Origin of the sequence: Enterococcus sp. C74 (assembly GCF_040887125.1) — a bacterium.
Classification (GTDB): domain Bacteria; phylum Bacillota; class Bacilli; order Lactobacillales; family Enterococcaceae; genus Enterococcus_B; species Enterococcus_B hirae.
Genome location: NZ_JBFOFA010000005.1, coordinates 83228 through 100019, shown reverse-complemented (window position 1 = coordinate 100019; position 16792 = coordinate 83228). Strand labels below are relative to the sequence as shown.

Annotated in this window: 13 protein-coding genes and 1 other annotated feature; of the genes, 11 read left to right on the top strand and 2 right to left on the bottom strand. The window is 39.1% G+C overall.

The genetic code is table 11. The features are described from left to right. Positions 1 to 135: 135 nt before the first annotated feature. The gene (mnmA, locus tag AB3H93_RS08340) at positions 136 to 1257 is read left to right on the top strand and encodes a tRNA 2-thiouridine(34) synthase MnmA (RefSeq protein WP_010720804.1); all 1122 of its coding nucleotides are present in this window, start codon (positions 136 to 138) and stop codon (positions 1255 to 1257) included. 432 nt (positions 1258 to 1689) lie between these two features. Then, a complete protein-coding gene (locus tag AB3H93_RS08335) occupies positions 1690 to 2817 on the top strand; it encodes an aminotransferase (RefSeq protein ID WP_368020421.1) in 1128 nt (375 codons plus the stop codon). A 112-nt stretch (positions 2818 to 2929) separates the two neighbouring features. On the opposite strand, the gene AB3H93_RS08330 is transcribed toward AB3H93_RS08335, so the two are convergent. Continuing rightward, complete coding sequence (locus tag AB3H93_RS08330; protein ID WP_368020420.1) at positions 2930 to 4231, bottom strand: multidrug efflux MFS transporter; 1302 nt, start codon at positions 4229 to 4231, stop codon at positions 2930 to 2932. 149 nt (positions 4232 to 4380) lie between these two features. Between AB3H93_RS08330 and AB3H93_RS08325 the strand changes: the two genes are divergently transcribed. The 3 genes from AB3H93_RS08325 (at position 4381) to AB3H93_RS08315 (ending at position 7453) form a co-directional block, all read left to right on the top strand. Then, the gene (locus AB3H93_RS08325) at positions 4381 to 4947 is read left to right on the top strand and encodes a TetR/AcrR family transcriptional regulator (protein ID WP_368020419.1); all 567 of its coding nucleotides are present in this window, start codon (positions 4381 to 4383) and stop codon (positions 4945 to 4947) included. Positions 4948 to 5070: 123 nt separating this feature from the next. Then, positions 5071 to 5448, top strand: coding sequence for a DUF1033 family protein (locus AB3H93_RS08320; protein WP_010720800.1), 378 nt, complete (start codon positions 5071 to 5073; stop codon positions 5446 to 5448). Further along, positions 5381 to 7453, top strand: coding sequence for a DNA topoisomerase III (locus tag AB3H93_RS08315; RefSeq protein ID WP_126343260.1), 2073 nt, complete (start codon positions 5381 to 5383; stop codon positions 7451 to 7453). The genes AB3H93_RS08320 and AB3H93_RS08315 overlap by 68 nt, the downstream gene beginning before the upstream one ends. 231 nt (positions 7454 to 7684) lie before the next feature. Here AB3H93_RS08315 and AB3H93_RS08310 read toward each other — a convergent pair whose 3' ends face one another. Then, the gene (locus AB3H93_RS08310) at positions 7685 to 8170 is read right to left on the bottom strand and encodes a prolyl-tRNA synthetase associated domain-containing protein (protein WP_010720798.1); all 486 of its coding nucleotides are present in this window, start codon (positions 8168 to 8170) and stop codon (positions 7685 to 7687) included. 92 nt (positions 8171 to 8262) lie between these two features. Beyond that, positions 8263 to 8493: a binding site (T-box leader), on the top strand. 200 nt (positions 8494 to 8693) lie between these two features. Here AB3H93_RS08310 and AB3H93_RS08305 point away from each other — a divergent pair. The 6 genes from AB3H93_RS08305 (at position 8694) to rlmN (ending at position 16638) form a co-directional block, all read left to right on the top strand. Continuing rightward, a complete protein-coding gene (locus tag AB3H93_RS08305) occupies positions 8694 to 9335 on the top strand; it encodes an amino acid ABC transporter permease (protein ID WP_010720797.1) in 642 nt (213 codons plus the stop codon). A gap of 11 nt (positions 9336 to 9346) precedes the next feature. Beyond that, on the top strand, positions 9347 to 9982 hold the full coding sequence (locus AB3H93_RS08300; RefSeq protein WP_010720796.1) for an amino acid ABC transporter ATP-binding protein: 636 nt from the start codon (positions 9347 to 9349) through the stop codon (positions 9980 to 9982). A 16-nt stretch (positions 9983 to 9998) separates the two neighbouring features. Further along, a complete protein-coding gene (locus AB3H93_RS08295; RefSeq protein ID WP_010720795.1) occupies positions 9999 to 10817 on the top strand; it encodes an amino acid ABC transporter substrate-binding protein in 819 nt (272 codons plus the stop codon). A 272-nt stretch (positions 10818 to 11089) separates the two neighbouring features. Beyond that, on the top strand, positions 11090 to 12526 hold the full coding sequence (locus AB3H93_RS08290; RefSeq protein WP_207427188.1) for a glycoside hydrolase family 1 protein: 1437 nt from the start codon (positions 11090 to 11092) through the stop codon (positions 12524 to 12526). A gap of 346 nt (positions 12527 to 12872) precedes the next feature. Next, positions 12873 to 15314: a DNA translocase FtsK gene (locus AB3H93_RS08285; RefSeq protein WP_034700630.1), complete on the top strand. Its 2442-nt coding sequence runs from the start codon at positions 12873 to 12875 to the stop codon at positions 15312 to 15314. A 250-nt stretch (positions 15315 to 15564) separates the two neighbouring features. After that, positions 15565 to 16638, top strand: a complete 1074-nt coding sequence (gene rlmN, locus AB3H93_RS08280) for a 23S rRNA (adenine(2503)-C(2))-methyltransferase RlmN (RefSeq protein WP_010720792.1) — start codon at positions 15565 to 15567, stop codon at positions 16636 to 16638. The last annotated feature ends 154 nt before the right edge of the window (positions 16639 to 16792 follow it).

The following is a 16792-nucleotide window of genomic DNA, read 5'->3' as shown; positions in this document are numbered from 1 at the left end:
AAAGGCTATACTAATACTTTGATAAATAAGGGATGAAATTTTCAAAAATATATCGTATAATGTAAAGCACTGAAAAGTTGCGACCTTCAACTCGTAGATGATTTCAGAAAATCTAATTGAAATGATGGTGATACCATGAAAGACAACAGCAAGACACGCGTTGTCGTTGGGATGAGTGGCGGTGTCGACTCATCTGTAACAGCACTTTTACTAAAGGAACAAGGCTACGACGTCATTGGGATCTTTATGAAAAACTGGGATGACACGGATGAAAATGGTGTATGTACAGCTACGGAAGATTATAAGGATGTAGCGAAAGTTGCTTCACAAATCGGGATTCCTTATTATTCTGTCAATTTTGAAAAAGAATATTGGGATCGTGTATTTGAATATTTCTTAGCTGAATACCGAGCAGGACGGACACCTAATCCAGATGTGATGTGTAATAAAGAAATCAAATTTAAAGCATTTTTAGATTATGCGATGGATCTAGGTGCTGAATACGTAGCGACTGGGCATTATGCGCAAGTAGTGCGTGACGAAAATGGCGTAGCACATATGCTTCGCGGTGTAGATAACAACAAAGATCAAACTTATTTCTTAAGCCAATTGTCACAAGAACAATTAGCGAAAACAATGTTCCCACTAGGTGGTATGGAAAAAACACAAGTACGTGAAATTGCGGAACGTGCAGGTTTAGCAACTGCTAAAAAGAAAGATTCCACTGGGATTTGTTTTATAGGCGAAAAGAATTTTAAACAATTTTTAAGTAATTATTTACCAGCTAAAAAAGGAAATATGGTGACACTTGATGGAGAAGTCAAAGGTCAACATGCTGGATTGATGTATTACACGATCGGTCAAAGACAAGGCCTAGGGATTGGTGGTGGCGGTGCATCACAAGAACCTTGGTTTGTAGTTGGAAAAGATCTTGCAACGAATACGTTATATGTAGGACAAGGATTTCATCATCCTGCCTTATATGCAACAAGCCTTGATGCGAGCGAAATCCATTTTACAACGAATGAACCAATGCCAAAGGAATTTAAATGTACAGCTAAATTCCGCTACCGCCAACAAGATGTGCCGGTAACGGTTCGGTTATTAGAAGGCGATCGTGCCGAAGTGATTTTTGATGAACCTGTACGGGCGATCACACCAGGTCAAGCTGTCGTCTTTTATGATGGAATGGAGTGCCTTGGTGGTGGCTTGATTGATCATGCCTACAATAAAGAAAAAGTCTTGCAATATGTGTAAATCTTGCTTGCGAACAGCTCTTTGAACAACTTTCTTTTGTTAGAAGAACAAGAAAAGAGTTAAGACAAGTTTAGTTCTGAGAAATAAGCCGAAGAATCCGAAAATAGTTTCGCCTATTTTTGGTATTCCTCGGCTTTTTTTGCTAGAGTGTCTTCTGAAATATCCGTTAGGTGTTTTTGAAGCAAAGAGTTTTCAGATTTTTGTCTAATAATTTTTTCTGAAGAAAACAGTGTCAGGCGACTTTTTCAACAGGCGGTTCTATCTATTTGAAAGCGTTATTTTTAAAAAGAGAGTATAATAAAATCGGAAACCGACCGTTTATCTCATTTACATGGCATCTAGGGGCGACGAGTGTTTCTTGGTTTGTTTGAGTATCGATGAATAGAAAGTAGTGAATCAAAAATATTGAAGAAAGCAAAAGGAGCGAAAAAGATGGAAATCACACATTTTGGACTGGAAGAATGGTTGAATAAGTGGGAAAAAGAAGCAGTATATGACCTTGCACAAAGTTCCATCGAAGCACTGACGTTAGAAGAACTGATTGGGTTAGACGGAACGACAGTTACTGATTTTTTTCAATCTTTGAGTAAAACGTCGTTGGATTATGGGTGGAGCGAGGGGACGGCAACTTTCAAACAAGAAGTCGCTTCTTTGTATCAATCGCTTTCTTCAGAAAACATTATTCAAACCAATGGGGCGACTGGTGCGAACCTTTTGGCGCTGTATGGATTGGTTGAACCAGGAGATCATGTGGTCTCCATGTTGCCAACCTATCAGCAATTGTATGACTTACCCAAATCTTTAGGTGCAACTGTTGATTTCGTACCACTCACAGAAGAAGAGGAATGGCGTTTTGATAGTGTGAAATTAGTTGATGTGATCCAACCAAATACTAAAATGATTTGTTTAAACAGTGCCAATAATCCAACAGGTACATTGTTGGATCGCCAAACATTGGAAGAAATTATCGAAATTGCCGAAAAAGTCGATGCGTATATTTTGATGGATGAGGTGTATGCCCCATTAGCAGGGGGAGATTTTGTCTCAATCGTGGATCTGTATGACAAGGGGATCACGACTAATTCATTGTCAAAGACTTATTCTGTTCCTGGTATACGCATCGGCTGGGTAGCAGCGAATCAAGAAATCATTGAGCGTTTAAGGAAATACCATACCTATTTAGTACTTAGCGGTGGTGTTTTGTCAGATGCATTAGCGGTTCACGCACTGAGGAATAAAGAAAAGATCCTTGCACGAAATAAAAAAATCGTTTCGGAGAATTTAGCCATCGTTGAAAAATGGCTGGCTGATGAACCAAATGTCCAATTAGTGTTACCGAATCACGTGTCAACGTCATTCATTCGCTTGAACATAACAGAAGACGATGAGCAATTTTGTATTGATCTTCTGAGAGAAACTGGTGTCCTACTGGTCCCTGGTAGTGCCTATGGGGTGCCTCAGCATGCGCGCTTAGGGTATTGTTGCAAGAAAGAAACATTAGAAAAAGGGTTAGCGTTACTTTCAGAATATCTAAAAGAACGTGGAAATAACAAAGCTTGAGAAATTGAAGAGACCCCCAAAAGCTAGACTAAAAAATCTAACTTTTGGGGGCCTCTTCAATCTGGAATATGACGATGGTTCTTGTTTATCCAGATTGACTATTAGTAAGCAATCAATGTCCATGAGGTTGTGTGTGTTTGTCTGAAGAAAGGACAGGTGTATCGGATGTTCCTGATGAGTCAACAAGCTCATTGTCATGGATTTCTTGTGTGTTACGACGTACTAGTAAGAAGTTCACTAAAACAAGTAAAGAAGTGGAAAGAAAGACTCCTCGGTAACCAAACAAGCTTGAAACGCTCGAACCAATCATTGGACCAACGACATTCCCAGTTGCTTGGAAGGATTGATTGTAGCTAAAAATCCGACCGGCGGCGTGATGTGGGGAATATTTGGTGATCAAAGCTTGGACAGCTGGAAGCAAACAAGCATCTGAAATACCGATCAAAAAACGCAACGCAGCCAGTTCCCAGACATTCGTCACAAAGGCCATTGGGATATAAACTAAAATTGCAAATCCTAAGCCAATGGCTAAAATACGTTCACTCCCGATTTTATCGCCTAAGCGACCAAAACGAGGAGCGGCGATCAATGTGGCAATTCCTGGGATCGAAGCAATGATCCCACTAATCAGCGTGACACTGCCATGTCCATTTAGTAATTGACGAATATATAAACTAATGATTGGGCTAATAGAATTATTCGAAGCTTGAATAATCATTGTTGTGACGAACATACCAATCACGACATGGGGATACTTCAATTCTTTGAATATTTGTTTGGCAGAAGCCATATTTTCTTTTTTAATAGGTACAAATGTTTCATGAACAAAGAAGAGACTCAATAAAAAGACGAGAAATAAAATGATTCCTGTGATGAAGAAAGTTGGACGATAACCAAATGCTGAGGCTGAAATCCCCCCAAGTAAAGGACCAAGCAATGTTCCTGTGACGGAACCAGTAGCCAATGTTCCTAAGACTTGACCACTTTTTTCTTTCGGCGTACCAGTAGCGACAAGGGCAGTGGCATTACTGATGTAACCAGAAAAGATCCCTTGTAACAACCGCAGTGCAACGAGTTGATACACACTGGTCACACAACCCATCAAGGCAATAACGACAGCCATCCCTAAGGAAGCACGCAAGAGCATCAATTTTCTGCCTTTCTGATCGGCTAATTTGCCCCACCAAGGAGAAATCAATGTGGTGACGAAAAACGTAGAAGAAAAGGTCAACCCACTCCAAAAATTCAATTGCGACGTACTATAGTTACCTAACGTATCTATGTATAGTGACATAAACGGCATGACTAAGCTAAACCCAATCCCTGCCATAAAAGTTCCAAACCATAAGACAAATAAGTTTTGTTCCCAAGTTTCTCTTTTCCTAAATAATTTTTCTTTGATGCGTGTGGTCACTGTTATGTCCTTCTTTCTGAAAATTTTCATTTACATTCGTTTATTATAAACTACAATGTGTAGTTTATCAATGGAAGCCTCTTTTTTAAGTTCGTTTTTCATGGTAAACTAAAGTTGTTAAGTAGTTAACATACGAGAGGAACAACGAAATGAAAAAAAGAAATCTATCTCAAGAAAAAATCATCGCTTGCTTTCGTGGACTAGCGGAAGAGATGGATGTTCAACAAGTCACTTTTCAACACCTGGCTAAGGCGCTAGACGTCAAGTCTCCTTCCCTCTATAATCATTTTAAAAATATGCGTGATGTAAAGACCGCATTGACTGCAAAATTATTACAAGAGTTAAACGAAGCGTTGCGTCGTTCTTTGGTTGGAAAAAGTGGGGCAGAGGCGCTGCGTGTCTATGCACAAGTCTATCAGTCTTTTGCCTTTGCGAACCAGGCCGTTTACGAGTTGCTGATCAGTGTCCCTCACACCAATGAGGAGATTTTGTTAGAAGGAATCTATGAAACGAACCAGATCATTCTACAATTATTTGATGCCTTTGATTTGACCCGAAAAGAAAAAACGCATCGCAGCAGAGAATTGCGAAGTATCATCCATGGCTATTTGTCTTTACGATTTTTAGGCTATTTCACAAAGGAAGCAGCCGTGTCTCCTGAAGAGAGTTATTCTTGGATGATCAATGACTTTATTGCCACTTTACCAAGTAAATAAGTAGTACGTTTCTTTAAAATAGACAAATTCATAAAATGTCCCTTTTATAAGAGAAATTTCTTGCAACTTTCTTGAAAAGTGTCTAAGATGAGTCTAGTAAAATCGTAGAGAAGGAGCACGAGTATGTATCAAGTAGTGACAATGTTCGGAGATAATGAGCCTTGGTGGTTCTTTGAGAATTGGGAAGAGGATATCGAAGTAGAAGAAACATTTGATTCTTTTGAAGAAGCACAGGTTAATTATGAACAAAAATGGCTTGCAATCAAAAATAAATACGAATATATCCATGCAAAAAGCAACTTTCTAAGTGCCTTCTGGAATGACGGAGACGAGCGCTGGTGTGAAGAATGTGATGATGATCTTCAACAATATAAAGGGTTAGCCTTATTGAAAAATCATCAGCCAATCACTTTAGAAAGCAGAAAGGAATTTTATGAAACAACTAATTCTAGCGGAAAAACCAAGCGTTGCGAAAGACCTAAGCAAGGTGCTTGGTGCTAATCAAAAACACAAAAATTATTACGAAGGACCCAAGGTGATTGTTACTTGGGCCCTTGGTCATTTGTTAGGGCTGAAAATGCCTGAAGACCTCAATAAAGAATGGCAAAGTTGGCAAATGGAAACGTTGCCGATGATTCCTAAAAATTTAGGAATCAAACCACTGCCTAAAACAGGTCACCAATTAAAAACAATCAAGCAATTGGCGCAACGTAAAGATGTGTCAGAGGCTGTGATCGCTACGGATGCCGGAAGAGAAGGGGAATTGGTTGCTCGGTGGATCTTGGAATATGTCCGCTTCAATAAACCAGTGAAACGTCTTTGGATTTCTTCCCAAACAGATAAAGCAATCAAGACAGGATTCAAACAATTGAAGCCCGCAAAAGACTATGATGCACTTTATTATTCGGCGCTAGCTAGGGCAAAAGCTGACTGGTTAGTAGGATTGAACGTAACACGGGCGCTGACTGTGAAGTATCAAGATAATCTATCTGCTGGTCGAGTTCAAACTCCAACACTCGCATTGGTTAGAACACAAGAACGGAAAATTGAAACATTTAGACCACAAACCTATTTTTCAATTTTATTAGATGTGCAAAAACAACAAGCAAAGATGGTTCAAAAAAATCAGTTCGCATTGAAATCTCATGAAGAAGCTCAATCATTAGTGAAAGAGTTAGCTAAAAATAAAGGGACTGTGACAGCCATCCAAGAAAAAGTAAAAGTGGAGCCGGCACCATTACCTTATGATCTAACGGAGATCCAGCGAGAAGCAAACCAACGTTATGGCTACTCTGCTAAAAAAACTTTGGGACTGGTCCAAAGTTTATATGAAACGCATAAAATCGTGACGTACCCTCGTACAGATAGCAAATATCTGACGAGTGATATGAAAAGTACGATGAAAGAGCGTTTACAGGCGGTCAGCGATTTTTCTCCAGAAGTGAAACAGTATTTAAAAAATGGGGCAGTTGTTCGACAAACAAAAGTCTTCCAAGACAGTAAAGTCACTGATCACCATGCGTTATTACCAACTGAAAATCGTCCACGCTATGAGAAACTTAGCAACGAAGAACAAAAAATCTATCAAATGATTGTTACTCGATTCTTAGGTTTATTCGCTGAGCCACACAAAATCAGTCAAACAAAAGTGACTGTGACATTTGGCAAAGAACAATTTGTATTCCATCAAAATCAAGTCCTTCAAGCTGGCTGGAAAGATGTCAGTCAAAAGGAGAGCAATGAAGTGGACTGGGTGGAGGGAATGCGTATCCAACCAGAATTTACGATCAAGAAAGAACTATCGGCACCGCCTAAGCCTTTGACAGAGGCGAGTTTACTAGGACTTATGGAAAAACATAGTTTAGGAACACCGGCAACTCGTGCTGAAATCATTGAAAAGTTGATCAAATCGGAATTGATGGAACGAACACCGCAAGGCTTGCAAGTCTCACCAAAAGGAAAGCAATTATTGGAATTAGTCAATCCTTCCTTAGTGACCCCTGATTTAACAGAAAGCTGGGAGAAAGACTTAGAAGCAATTGCAGCGGGGCAAAAACAAGCCAGCCAATTTTTAAGGGGCATTGAAAAAGAAACAAAACGATTGGTACAAGAAATCAAAACAAGTAAACAATCTTACCAAGATTTCTCGATCACACAGAAAAAATGTCCAGACTGCGGCTCCAATCTTAGAGAAAAAAATACTCGAGATGGCAAAATCTATGTCTGCACGAATCAAGATTGTCATTACCGTAGAAGAAAAGATCCAAAAGTCTCGAACCATCGTTGTCCACAATGTCATCGGAAAATGGAGATCATCGAAGGCAAAAATGGCGCTTATTTCCGTTGTAAATATGATGGGACGACCGAAAAAATGTTAGATAAAAAAGAGCAAAAGAAAAAAATGACGAAGCACGAAGAACGTCGTTTATTGAAAAAGTACACGCAAGCAGAAGAACCGGAAGAAAGCCCACTTGCTGCAGCTTTAAAAGCTGCAATGAAGAAATAGCGTGTCGTTTGTTGAAAATCAGCAATGGTTTTTGAGACCACTATTGTATGTTAAAAAATGGTGATTGGTTTCAAGTGATTGCTGTTTATGTAACATGGTTTAGAATGTGAAAGAAGTTTAGTCTGAGATATAAGTCACGAGGTCCCTCTTATAAATTGTTGTTTTTACGTACAATTTATAGTAGGAACCTCATTTTTTGTATGTTGGGCTTTTTATCACAAATAGCCGTGCTTATAAATCTTCGTAGATAGGTGGATGTTCAAGGTATTCTAAAATCTTGATGAAATCTAAAAACGATAAGATCAATGTTGTCGTGTTGACATTTGGATGAAATCCTACGGTAGAGGTTTGATCAATGGCTGAGTCAATGACTACTTGAATCGCTTTTTCTTGATCATGCATCAATGCAAAAGGTGTAACAGTACCGGGAGCTACCCCTAATAAATCAAGGAGCTGTTCTTCTGAAAGAAAAGACAAACGCTTCTCATTCAGCTGTTCTGCAAGTTGTTTCAAATTTGCCTGCTTTTCATCAGGTAAGATAACAAGATAAATCTGTTTCCCTTTTTTTGCTTTTAACACGAGATTCTTCACTTGAGGTCCTGGTAGTGTAAAAGGCAGATTTTTGACAGAAGTAATCGGTGGATGATCCACCTTTTGATAGGGAATGTCTAGTAAATCAAGTAATTGATAGGCTTCTTTTTCAGTAGCCAAAACCATCGATTGATCGCTTCCTTTCTTTTTCTTTCATTCATTATAAAAAAATAATTGACAAAAGAAAAATAATCGTGTAAATTACACGTAAGTTAAAATCAACGACATCGAAAAGAAGAGTAGCGATTAAATGTTTGAAGAGAGTCTCTGGCAGGTGGAAAGAGATAGCAGTTAATGGTGAAACACATCTTGGAGTCGATTTTCTGAAATACAGTAGGAAAATCCGGGAAGCCCGTTACAGCTGCGGTCATTGTTTGATGACCAGATAAGGTTAGTTTCCGTGAGGGACTAACAAAAAAAGGTGGAACCACGTAATTTACGTCCTTTGGTCATTTGACCGAAGGACGTTTTTTTATTTTCGTGTGAAGTAAATGTCCAACAACAATTACTTTTGTTTTACCTCATTTTCTGGAATGACTGCGTGAGGTTTCTTTTGTGAAAAAGAAACAAACAGAGGTGGGAACACGTGTGATGCGTCCTCTTGACGAGAGTCAAGGGGATTTTTTTATTTAAAAGGAGGAAGAAAGAAATGAATTATTTGCTGGAAGTCATGCCACAACTATTAGTAGGGGCTCTTACAACGTTGAAATTATTTATTTTTACCTTGATTGGTTCATTGCCATTAGGGATCATTTTAGCATTAGGGTTGTCTTTACATTTTAAACCAATTCGTTATATCTTGCAGACCTATGTCTGGGTCATGCGTGGTACACCGTTATTACTACAATTGATTTTTGTTTTTTATGGATTGCCAACGATCGGGATTGTCTTTGACCGTTTTGAGGCAGCATTATTGGCTTTTGTTTTAAACTATGCCGCTTATTTTGCTGAGATTTTTCGTGGGGGGATTCAATCGATTCCCCAAGGACAATATGAAGCTGCGCAAGTGTTACAGTTGAGTCCTTTTCAAACCGTCACAAAAATCATTATCCCACAAGTGACAAAAATCGTTTTACCATCGGTTGGGAACGAAGTGATCAACTTAGTGAAAGACTCTTCATTGATCTATATCTTAGGACTAGGAGACGTTATGCGAGCAGGGAAGATTGCGATGGAACGTGATGCAACATTGCTACCATTACTAGGTGTGGCTTTCATCTATCTAGCACTAACCGGTATCTTAACGATCATCATGAAACAAGTAGAAGGAAAATTAAACTATTATCGCTAGGAGGAATGGACATGATTGAATTAAAGAAAGTAAGTAAAGCATTTGGAGAAAAGAAAGTAATCAACGCGTTAGATCTAGTCATTCCAGATGGTCAAACCATGGCGATCGTCGGTCCTTCTGGTGGAGGGAAAACGACACTTTTGAGAATCTTAGCAGGATTGGAAAAAGCAGACAGTGGAGAATTTTATCTGGATGGTGTAGCCTTTGACCCATTTGAATTGAAAACGAAAGAGCAAGTCGTAGGTGTTGTTTTCCAAGATTTTCAACTGTTTCCACACTTAAGTATTTTTGACAATATCACTTTAGCGCCTAAAATGGTGTTGAAGCAATCGAAAGAAACGTATACGAAAAAAGCACAGGAATTAGCCGATTCACTTGGGATCAGTGATTTGCTCAACAACTATCCTTATCAATTATCTGGCGGTCAAAAACAACGGGTAGCGATCGCACGTGCCTTGGCAATGAATCCTCGAGTTCTTGCTTATGATGAACCGACAAGTGCCTTAGACCCTGAGCTGCGACAACAAGTAGAAAACTTGATCGTCTCATTGAAGGCAGAAGGTGTGACACAAATCATCGTAACCCATGATTTAGTGTTTGCGGAAAATGTGGGAGATCAACTCGTGAAGGTCATCCCAAACAAGTAAGAAGGAGGGACACTTGATGAAAAAAATCAGTTTGCTACTTGCGATAGTTGCAGGGATCGTCTTTCTTTCTGGTTGTAGGAATGAAAAGACAGATAAAGACAATTGGTCAACGATTCAATCAGAAAAAAAGATCATCATCGGGTTAGATGACACCTTTGTACCGATGGGGTTTCGTGATAAAGAAGGAAAACTAACAGGTTTTGATATTGACCTTGCTAGAGCAGTTTTTAGAGAATATGACATCAAAGTCGTTTTCCAACCCATTGACTGGTCCATGAAAGAGTTTGAATTGAATAATGGGACGATTGATCTCATTTGGAATGGGTATACTAAAACAGCTGAAAGAGCCAAAAAAGTCCAATTTTCAAAACCTTATATGCAAAACGAACAAGTCCTGATCACTACGAAAAAATCAGGGATCACTAGCTTTGCTCAAATGAAGGACAAAATCCTAGGAGCTCAAAATGGTTCTTCTGGTTATGATGCCTTTATCAAACAACCAAAAATATTAAAAGATATTGTAAAAAATCAGGATGCTGTTTTATATGATAGCTTTAATGAAGCATTGATCGATTTGAAGAGTGGACGGATCGATGGGTTATTGATGGATAAAGTATATGCTGGTTATTACTTGAAGCAAAAAAATGAGTTGGATCAGTTCAATATGATCAAAGGGGATTATCAAAGCGAAGATTTTGTCGTGGGTGCCCGAAAGAAAGACAAGGAATTAGTGAAGAAAATCAATGAAGGGATTGCGGAATTAGAAAAAACAGGAGAATTCCAACAAATCTCAGACAAATGGTTTGGTGAAGACGTGACACCCGTTCAGAAGTAAACAGGCAATCTAACATCATTGAGTGTCTTAAAAAGAAGCGTGGTAATTTGAGTGTCTCTTAGTTCACACGATAAAACCTATGAAATTAACCTGCGCCAAATGAATAAGCAAGAATTTTTGAAACACATATTTTAAAAAATTCTTGCTTATTTTTTGTCTGAAAAATTTCAATGATCATAAAATTGTTCAATGATTGATTTCTCCTTTTGTATTGAAAGGGGTTTCGTGTTATCCTTTTTTAGTAAGGATTGAAGCAAGAAAGGAAGAGATTGATGGAACACCAAAAATTAACTGAATTTCCCCAAGACTTTCTTTGGGGATCAGCCTCAGCGGCTTATCAAGTTGAAGGAGCCTGGCAAGAAGACGGCAAAGGAGAATCGGTCTGGGATCGTTTTGTCCGTATTCCAGGGAAAACTTTTAAAGGAACGAACGGCGATCTAGCGGTTGATCACTATCATCGCTTTAAAGAAGATATTGCTTTAATGAAAGAACAAGGATTGAAAGCGTATCGTTTTTCAGTCGCTTGGACTCGCATTTTTCCTAATGGTCGTGGGGAAATCAATCAAGCAGGGTTAGCTTTTTATGAAGAGCTGATCGATGAGTTGATTGAAAACGGGATTGAACCAATGTTGACATTGTATCATTGGGATCTTCCACAAGCCTTGCAAGATGAGTATGCAGGTTGGGAATCACGCCAAATCATTGAAGATTTCACTAATTACGCTGAAACATTATTTAATGCTTTTCGAGGAAAAGTCCATTATTGGATCAGCTTGAATGAACAAAATATTTTTACTTCACTAGGCTATTTATTAGCTGCTCATCCACCAGGTGTTACTGATCCAAAACGGATGTATCAAGTGAACCATATTGCTAACTTAGCAAATGCAGCAGTGATCAATAAGTTTCATGAATTAGGAATGCCAGGTAAAATCGGTCCAAGTTTTGCTTACACACCTAATTATCCGATCAACAGCGATCCTAAAAATATTTTAGCTGCAGAAAATGCGGAAGATTTGATGGCTCATTACTGGATGGATGTCTACATGTGGGGCAAGTACCCGATCGCCGCTATGAAATTTTTAGAAGAACGTGGCTGGGCACCTGAAATGGTTGAAGGAGACGCAGAACTGCTTGAATCTGCTAAACCAGACTTCTTGGGGATCAACTATTATCAAACAGCGACTAATGCCTTTAATCCGTTGGATGGTGTAGGAGCTGGCAAAATGAATACCACTGGGAAAAAAGGATCTTCTGAAGAAACAGGCGTCCCAGGGATGTACAAAAAAGTCGACAATCCTTTCGTTGAACGTACGAATTGGGATTGGGAGATTGACCCAGAAGGATTGAGAGTCGCTTTAAGACGGATTACGAGTCGCTACCGGATGCCTGTATTGATTACTGAAAATGGTTTAGGGGAATACGATGAATTGACAGAGGACAAAAAGATCCACGATGAGTATCGTATCGCTTACCTTTCAAGTCATGTCAAAGCGATTAAAGAAGCGATCTCAGATGGTGCTGAAGTCCTTGGCTATTGTACGTGGTCTTACACTGATCTGTTAAGTTGGTTGAATGGTTACCAAAAACGTTATGGATTTGTTTATGTCGATCAAGATGAAACTCAAGCAGGATCATTGGATCGCTACAAGAAAGATAGTTATTATTGGTACCAACAAGTGATCAAAGAAAATGGCTCAACGATCTGACCTTTTTGATAGTAAACGTTCAGGGAAATAAAGCGTGATCGCTTTTTTCTAAAAATAGAAGCAGTGAGGATAAAACTTTCCAGCTTCATTGAGTTCACTGAATGAACCAAATGAATTGAATGAACCGAAATTCCCAAAAACTTTCTTGATTTTTGTGGAATTTCGGTTTTTTTATCATAGTTTCTCGCTAGGGGTGCAGGATCTAGCCATTGGTTATTTGAAAAAGTTTCTTAAAGTATTTGGTATAAATACAGGGTTCGAAAAGAAAAACTTTAAACTTAGAAACAAAACTTTTGTTCCCTCGCTTTTTTTTGTATAATGGAACTTGATGAAATGAGGGATAAAAATGGCAAAGAAAAAACGTCCTGCAAAGAAAAAGAAAAAGACGAAAAAGCAACAACAGCAGCAGGAACAACTTCTTGCGATCAGTATCGGATTTGCATTGATCTTATTTGCCGTATTTGGCTTTTTAAAACTAGGTTTTTTAGGTATTTTAGTGGCAAATGGTTTTCGGATCATTGCAGGGAACACTTATCAGCTTCTCTGTATATTATTAGCTATTTTAGGTTTTTGGGTCGTTGTAAAAAATACCGATTTTAAAATCGGAAAAAGCCGTCGGTGGTTTGGAGGCATTCTTTTTTACTTAGGAATTCTTCTCTTTTTACATGCCCATCTATTCGGAAAACTCCATAGTGGCGAACCAAACATTCTAGGAACCACTTGGGATCTGTTAGCAAGTGACATCCAGCATGCTCGAGTCAGCAGTAATGTTGGTGGTGGGATGGTTGGAGCAGCACTCTATAATTTTACGTATTTCTTGATTGCTCAACCTGGTAGTTACTTTGTTGCCATTTTATTATTAATAAGTGGTGCAATTTTATTTAGCAATATCGAAGGCTATCAATTAGTCAATAGCTTGCAAGTGATGGGAGAACGAATGCAAGAACTGCTGGAAGGAGATCCTGCAAAGCAAGCGAAGAAACAAGCGGCGAAAGAAGAACGGCAAAAGCAACGAGCGAAAGCACGAGAAGAGAAAAAATTAGCAGCAAAAGAAGCGGCAGAAGCTGAGATTGCTGAGCTGGAAAAACGTCGTTCCGCTGAACAACAAGCAAAGTCTGCGCCTTCTTATGAAAAAATAGCAGATGATGAACCCGAACAACTCAGTTTTGTACCGATCGATAGTTTTCAAGGAACTGTCCCATCTGCGACAATGGATATGCCAAAAGCAGAGCCAACGGTCACAACGCCTACTGCATCTGAACCGTTAGAAGCAGAGAGCTTAGAAGATGATGGGACAGCATTAGAATTTGAAATCGAAGCAGAGCAGGAAAATCAAGATTATGAGTTACCGTCAATCGATTTACTCGATTCAGTAAAAACGACGGATCAAAGTGACGAGTATAAAAAAATCGAGAAAAATATCGGAGTCTTGGAACAAACTTTTCAAAGTTTTGGCGTAGATGCGAAAGTCGTCAAAGCAAGTTTAGGACCCTCTGTGACAAAATTTGAAGTCCAACCAGCAGTGGGTGTCAAAGTAAGTAAAATCGTCAGTTTAACGGATGACATTGCATTAGCATTAGCGGCTAAAGATGTTCGGATGGAAGCACCGATCCCAGGTAAATCATTGATCGGAATCGAAGTACCGAATAGCAAGATCAGCATGGTGTCATTTAGAGAAATCATCGAAGCGCAACCCAATCATCCAGATAAGCTGTTAGAAGTGCCATTAGGAAGAGATGTTTCTGGGCGAGTCCAAACCGCAGACCTTTCTAAAATGCCTCACTTATTAGTAGCCGGATCGACAGGTAGTGGGAAATCGGTAGCTATCAATGGGATCATTACCAGCATTTTGATGCGAGCAAAACCCCATGAAGTCAAATTGATGATGATCGACCCCAAAATGGTGGAATTGAACATGTACAATGGGATTCCTCATCTTTTGACGCCAGTTGTGACTAACCCGAGAAAAGCTGCTCAAGCGTTGCAGAAAGTCGTTCAAGAAATGGAAGAACGTTATGAAAAATTCGCTGCTACTGGTGTTAGAAATATTACTGGTTATAATGAATTTGTCCAACAAAAAAACTTGGAAAATGGAACGAAACATCCTACCTTGCCATTTATCGTGGTGATCGTGGATGAATTAGCTGACTTGATGATGGTTGCCAGCAATGAAGTCGAAGATGCTATTATTCGTTTGGCACAAATGGCACGGGCAGCGGGAATCCATATGATTTTAGCGACCCAACGTCCAAGTGTGGATGTTATCACAGGGATCATCAAAGCGAATGTTCCTTCTCGTATGGCATTTGCAGTCTCTAGTGGGACGGACTCACGTACGATCATTGACTCCAACGGTGCGGAAAAGCTTCTCGGACGTGGGGATATGCTCTTCTTGCCAATGGGTGAAAACAAACCGATAAGGGTTCAAGGTGCGTTTATTTCTGACCACGAAGTAGAACGAGTGGTCAACTTCGTAACGGATCAACAAGAAGCACATTATGAAGAAAAAATGATGCCTTCTGATGAAGTAGAATCAGGCGGTACCGCAGAACAACCACAAGATGAATTATTTGAAGAAGCTAAAGCACTTGTCATTGAAATGCAGACAGCAAGTATTTCATTATTGCAAAGAAGATTTAGAATTGGTTATAATCGGGCAGCACGCTTAGTCGATGAATTAGAAGCACATGGCGTAGTAGGACCTTCAGAAGGAAGTAAGCCAAGAAAAGTCTTCATTGAGCAAGTCGAAGAACCAATGGATATGATGCCAACGGATCACGAAACATAGAAAAAGTGCGTATGTGCTTGTCAGTTCTAACAATGAAACCGAAGAAACGCCAAAAGTAATTTTGGGTGTTCTTCGGTTTTTTTATGAGATTGATCACTTATTCATAAAAATCAAAAAAACGATAGTTAAAAAAGGAGGAGCATTCATAAACAGCCTAAGATTTGGTATCTTTGTTTTGTGAACTATTGCATTAGTTGTTAGAATCAGTTATAGTATGTAGCGATACTTTGAAAAAAAGAGGGAAACGATTTTGGAAAAACAATCCATTTATGGTTTAACAATCGAAGAATTAACCAATTGGTTTTTAGAAAACGGCGAAAAAAAATTCCGTGCCGCCCAAGTGTGGGAATGGCTTTATCAAAAGCGTGTCAAAGACTTCTCCGAAATGACCAACTTGTCAAAAAACTTGATAACAAAGTTAACGGATCAGTTTGTGATCAATCCGTTAAAACAAATAGTAGTCCAAGAAGCATCGGATGGCACAGTCAAATATCTATTTGAATTACCAGATAAAAATATGATCGAGACAGTCTTGATGAGACAAGAATATGGATTATCTGTATGTGTGACGACACAAGTCGGCTGTAATATTGGTTGTACTTTTTGTGCAAGTGGGCTGTTAAAAAAGAATCGAGATTTGACAGCTGGAGAAATCGTGGCACAGATCATGATGGTTCAACACTATTTTGATGAACGACAAGAAGGAGAAAGAGTGTCCCATGTGGTTGTGATGGGCATTGGCGAACCGTTCGACAATTATGATAATGTCATGAACTTCTTACACATCATCAATGATGCCAAAGGGTTGGCAATTGGCGCACGACACATTACTGTTTCAACAAGTGGTTTGGCAAATAAGATCAAAGAATTTGCTGATAATGGGTTGCAAGTCAATTTAGCGATCTCATTACATGCACCAAATAACGAGATTCGGACCTCCATCATGCGGATCAATCGGAGTTTCCCAATTGAGAAATTGATGGCTGCAGTAGATGAATATCTTGAAAAAACCAATCGACGAATCACGTTTGAATACATCATGTTGAATCAAGTCAATGATCGTCCGGAGCATGCACAACAATTAGCGGATCTATTAAAAGACAAAAAGAAATTAACGTATGTGAATTTGATCCCTTATAATCCAGTCAGTGAACATGACCAATACTCTCGCAGTCCTAAAGCAGATGTGCTGAAATTTTATGATGTATTGAAAAAGAATGGCATCAATTGCGTGATCCGTAAAGAACACGGTACAGATATCGACGCTGCGTGTGGTCAATTACGGAGTAAACAAATGAAAAAAGAAAAAGCAACGACTAAATAGCATTAGCTAATATCCAGCATCCATGGAGAAGAAACAACAAAGACGACAAAGCCTTATGCTTTGTCGTCTTTTGCTGAGTTTTCTTAGAACCTCAAATTACTGTTTGTTCTTGCGGTTCATCCCAATGCCATACAATATCCATGAGAGAACGAAA

Excerpts from the sequence above, each read along its gene's own strand:
- mnmA (WP_010720804.1), top strand. The coding sequence starts at position 136 with ATGAAAGACAACAGCAAGACACGCGTTGTCGTTGGGATGAGTGGCGGT.
- AB3H93_RS08335 (WP_368020421.1), top strand. The coding sequence starts at position 1,690 with ATGGAAATCACACATTTTGGACTGGAAGAATGGTTGAATAAGTGGGAA.
- AB3H93_RS08325 (WP_368020419.1), top strand. The coding sequence starts at position 4,381 with ATGAAAAAAAGAAATCTATCTCAAGAAAAAATCATCGCTTGCTTTCGT.
- AB3H93_RS08320 (WP_010720800.1), top strand. The coding sequence starts at position 5,071 with ATGTATCAAGTAGTGACAATGTTCGGAGATAATGAGCCTTGGTGGTTC.
- AB3H93_RS08315 (WP_126343260.1), top strand. The coding sequence starts at position 5,381 with ATGAAACAACTAATTCTAGCGGAAAAACCAAGCGTTGCGAAAGACCTA.
- AB3H93_RS08310 (WP_010720798.1), bottom strand. The coding sequence starts at position 8,170 with ATGGTTTTGGCTACTGAAAAAGAAGCCTATCAATTACTTGATTTACTA.
- AB3H93_RS08305 (WP_010720797.1), top strand. The coding sequence starts at position 8,694 with ATGAATTATTTGCTGGAAGTCATGCCACAACTATTAGTAGGGGCTCTT.
- AB3H93_RS08300 (WP_010720796.1), top strand. The coding sequence starts at position 9,347 with ATGATTGAATTAAAGAAAGTAAGTAAAGCATTTGGAGAAAAGAAAGTA.
- AB3H93_RS08295 (WP_010720795.1), top strand. The coding sequence starts at position 9,999 with ATGAAAAAAATCAGTTTGCTACTTGCGATAGTTGCAGGGATCGTCTTT.
- AB3H93_RS08290 (WP_207427188.1), top strand. The coding sequence starts at position 11,090 with ATGGAACACCAAAAATTAACTGAATTTCCCCAAGACTTTCTTTGGGGA.
- AB3H93_RS08285 (WP_034700630.1), top strand. The coding sequence starts at position 12,873 with ATGGCAAAGAAAAAACGTCCTGCAAAGAAAAAGAAAAAGACGAAAAAG.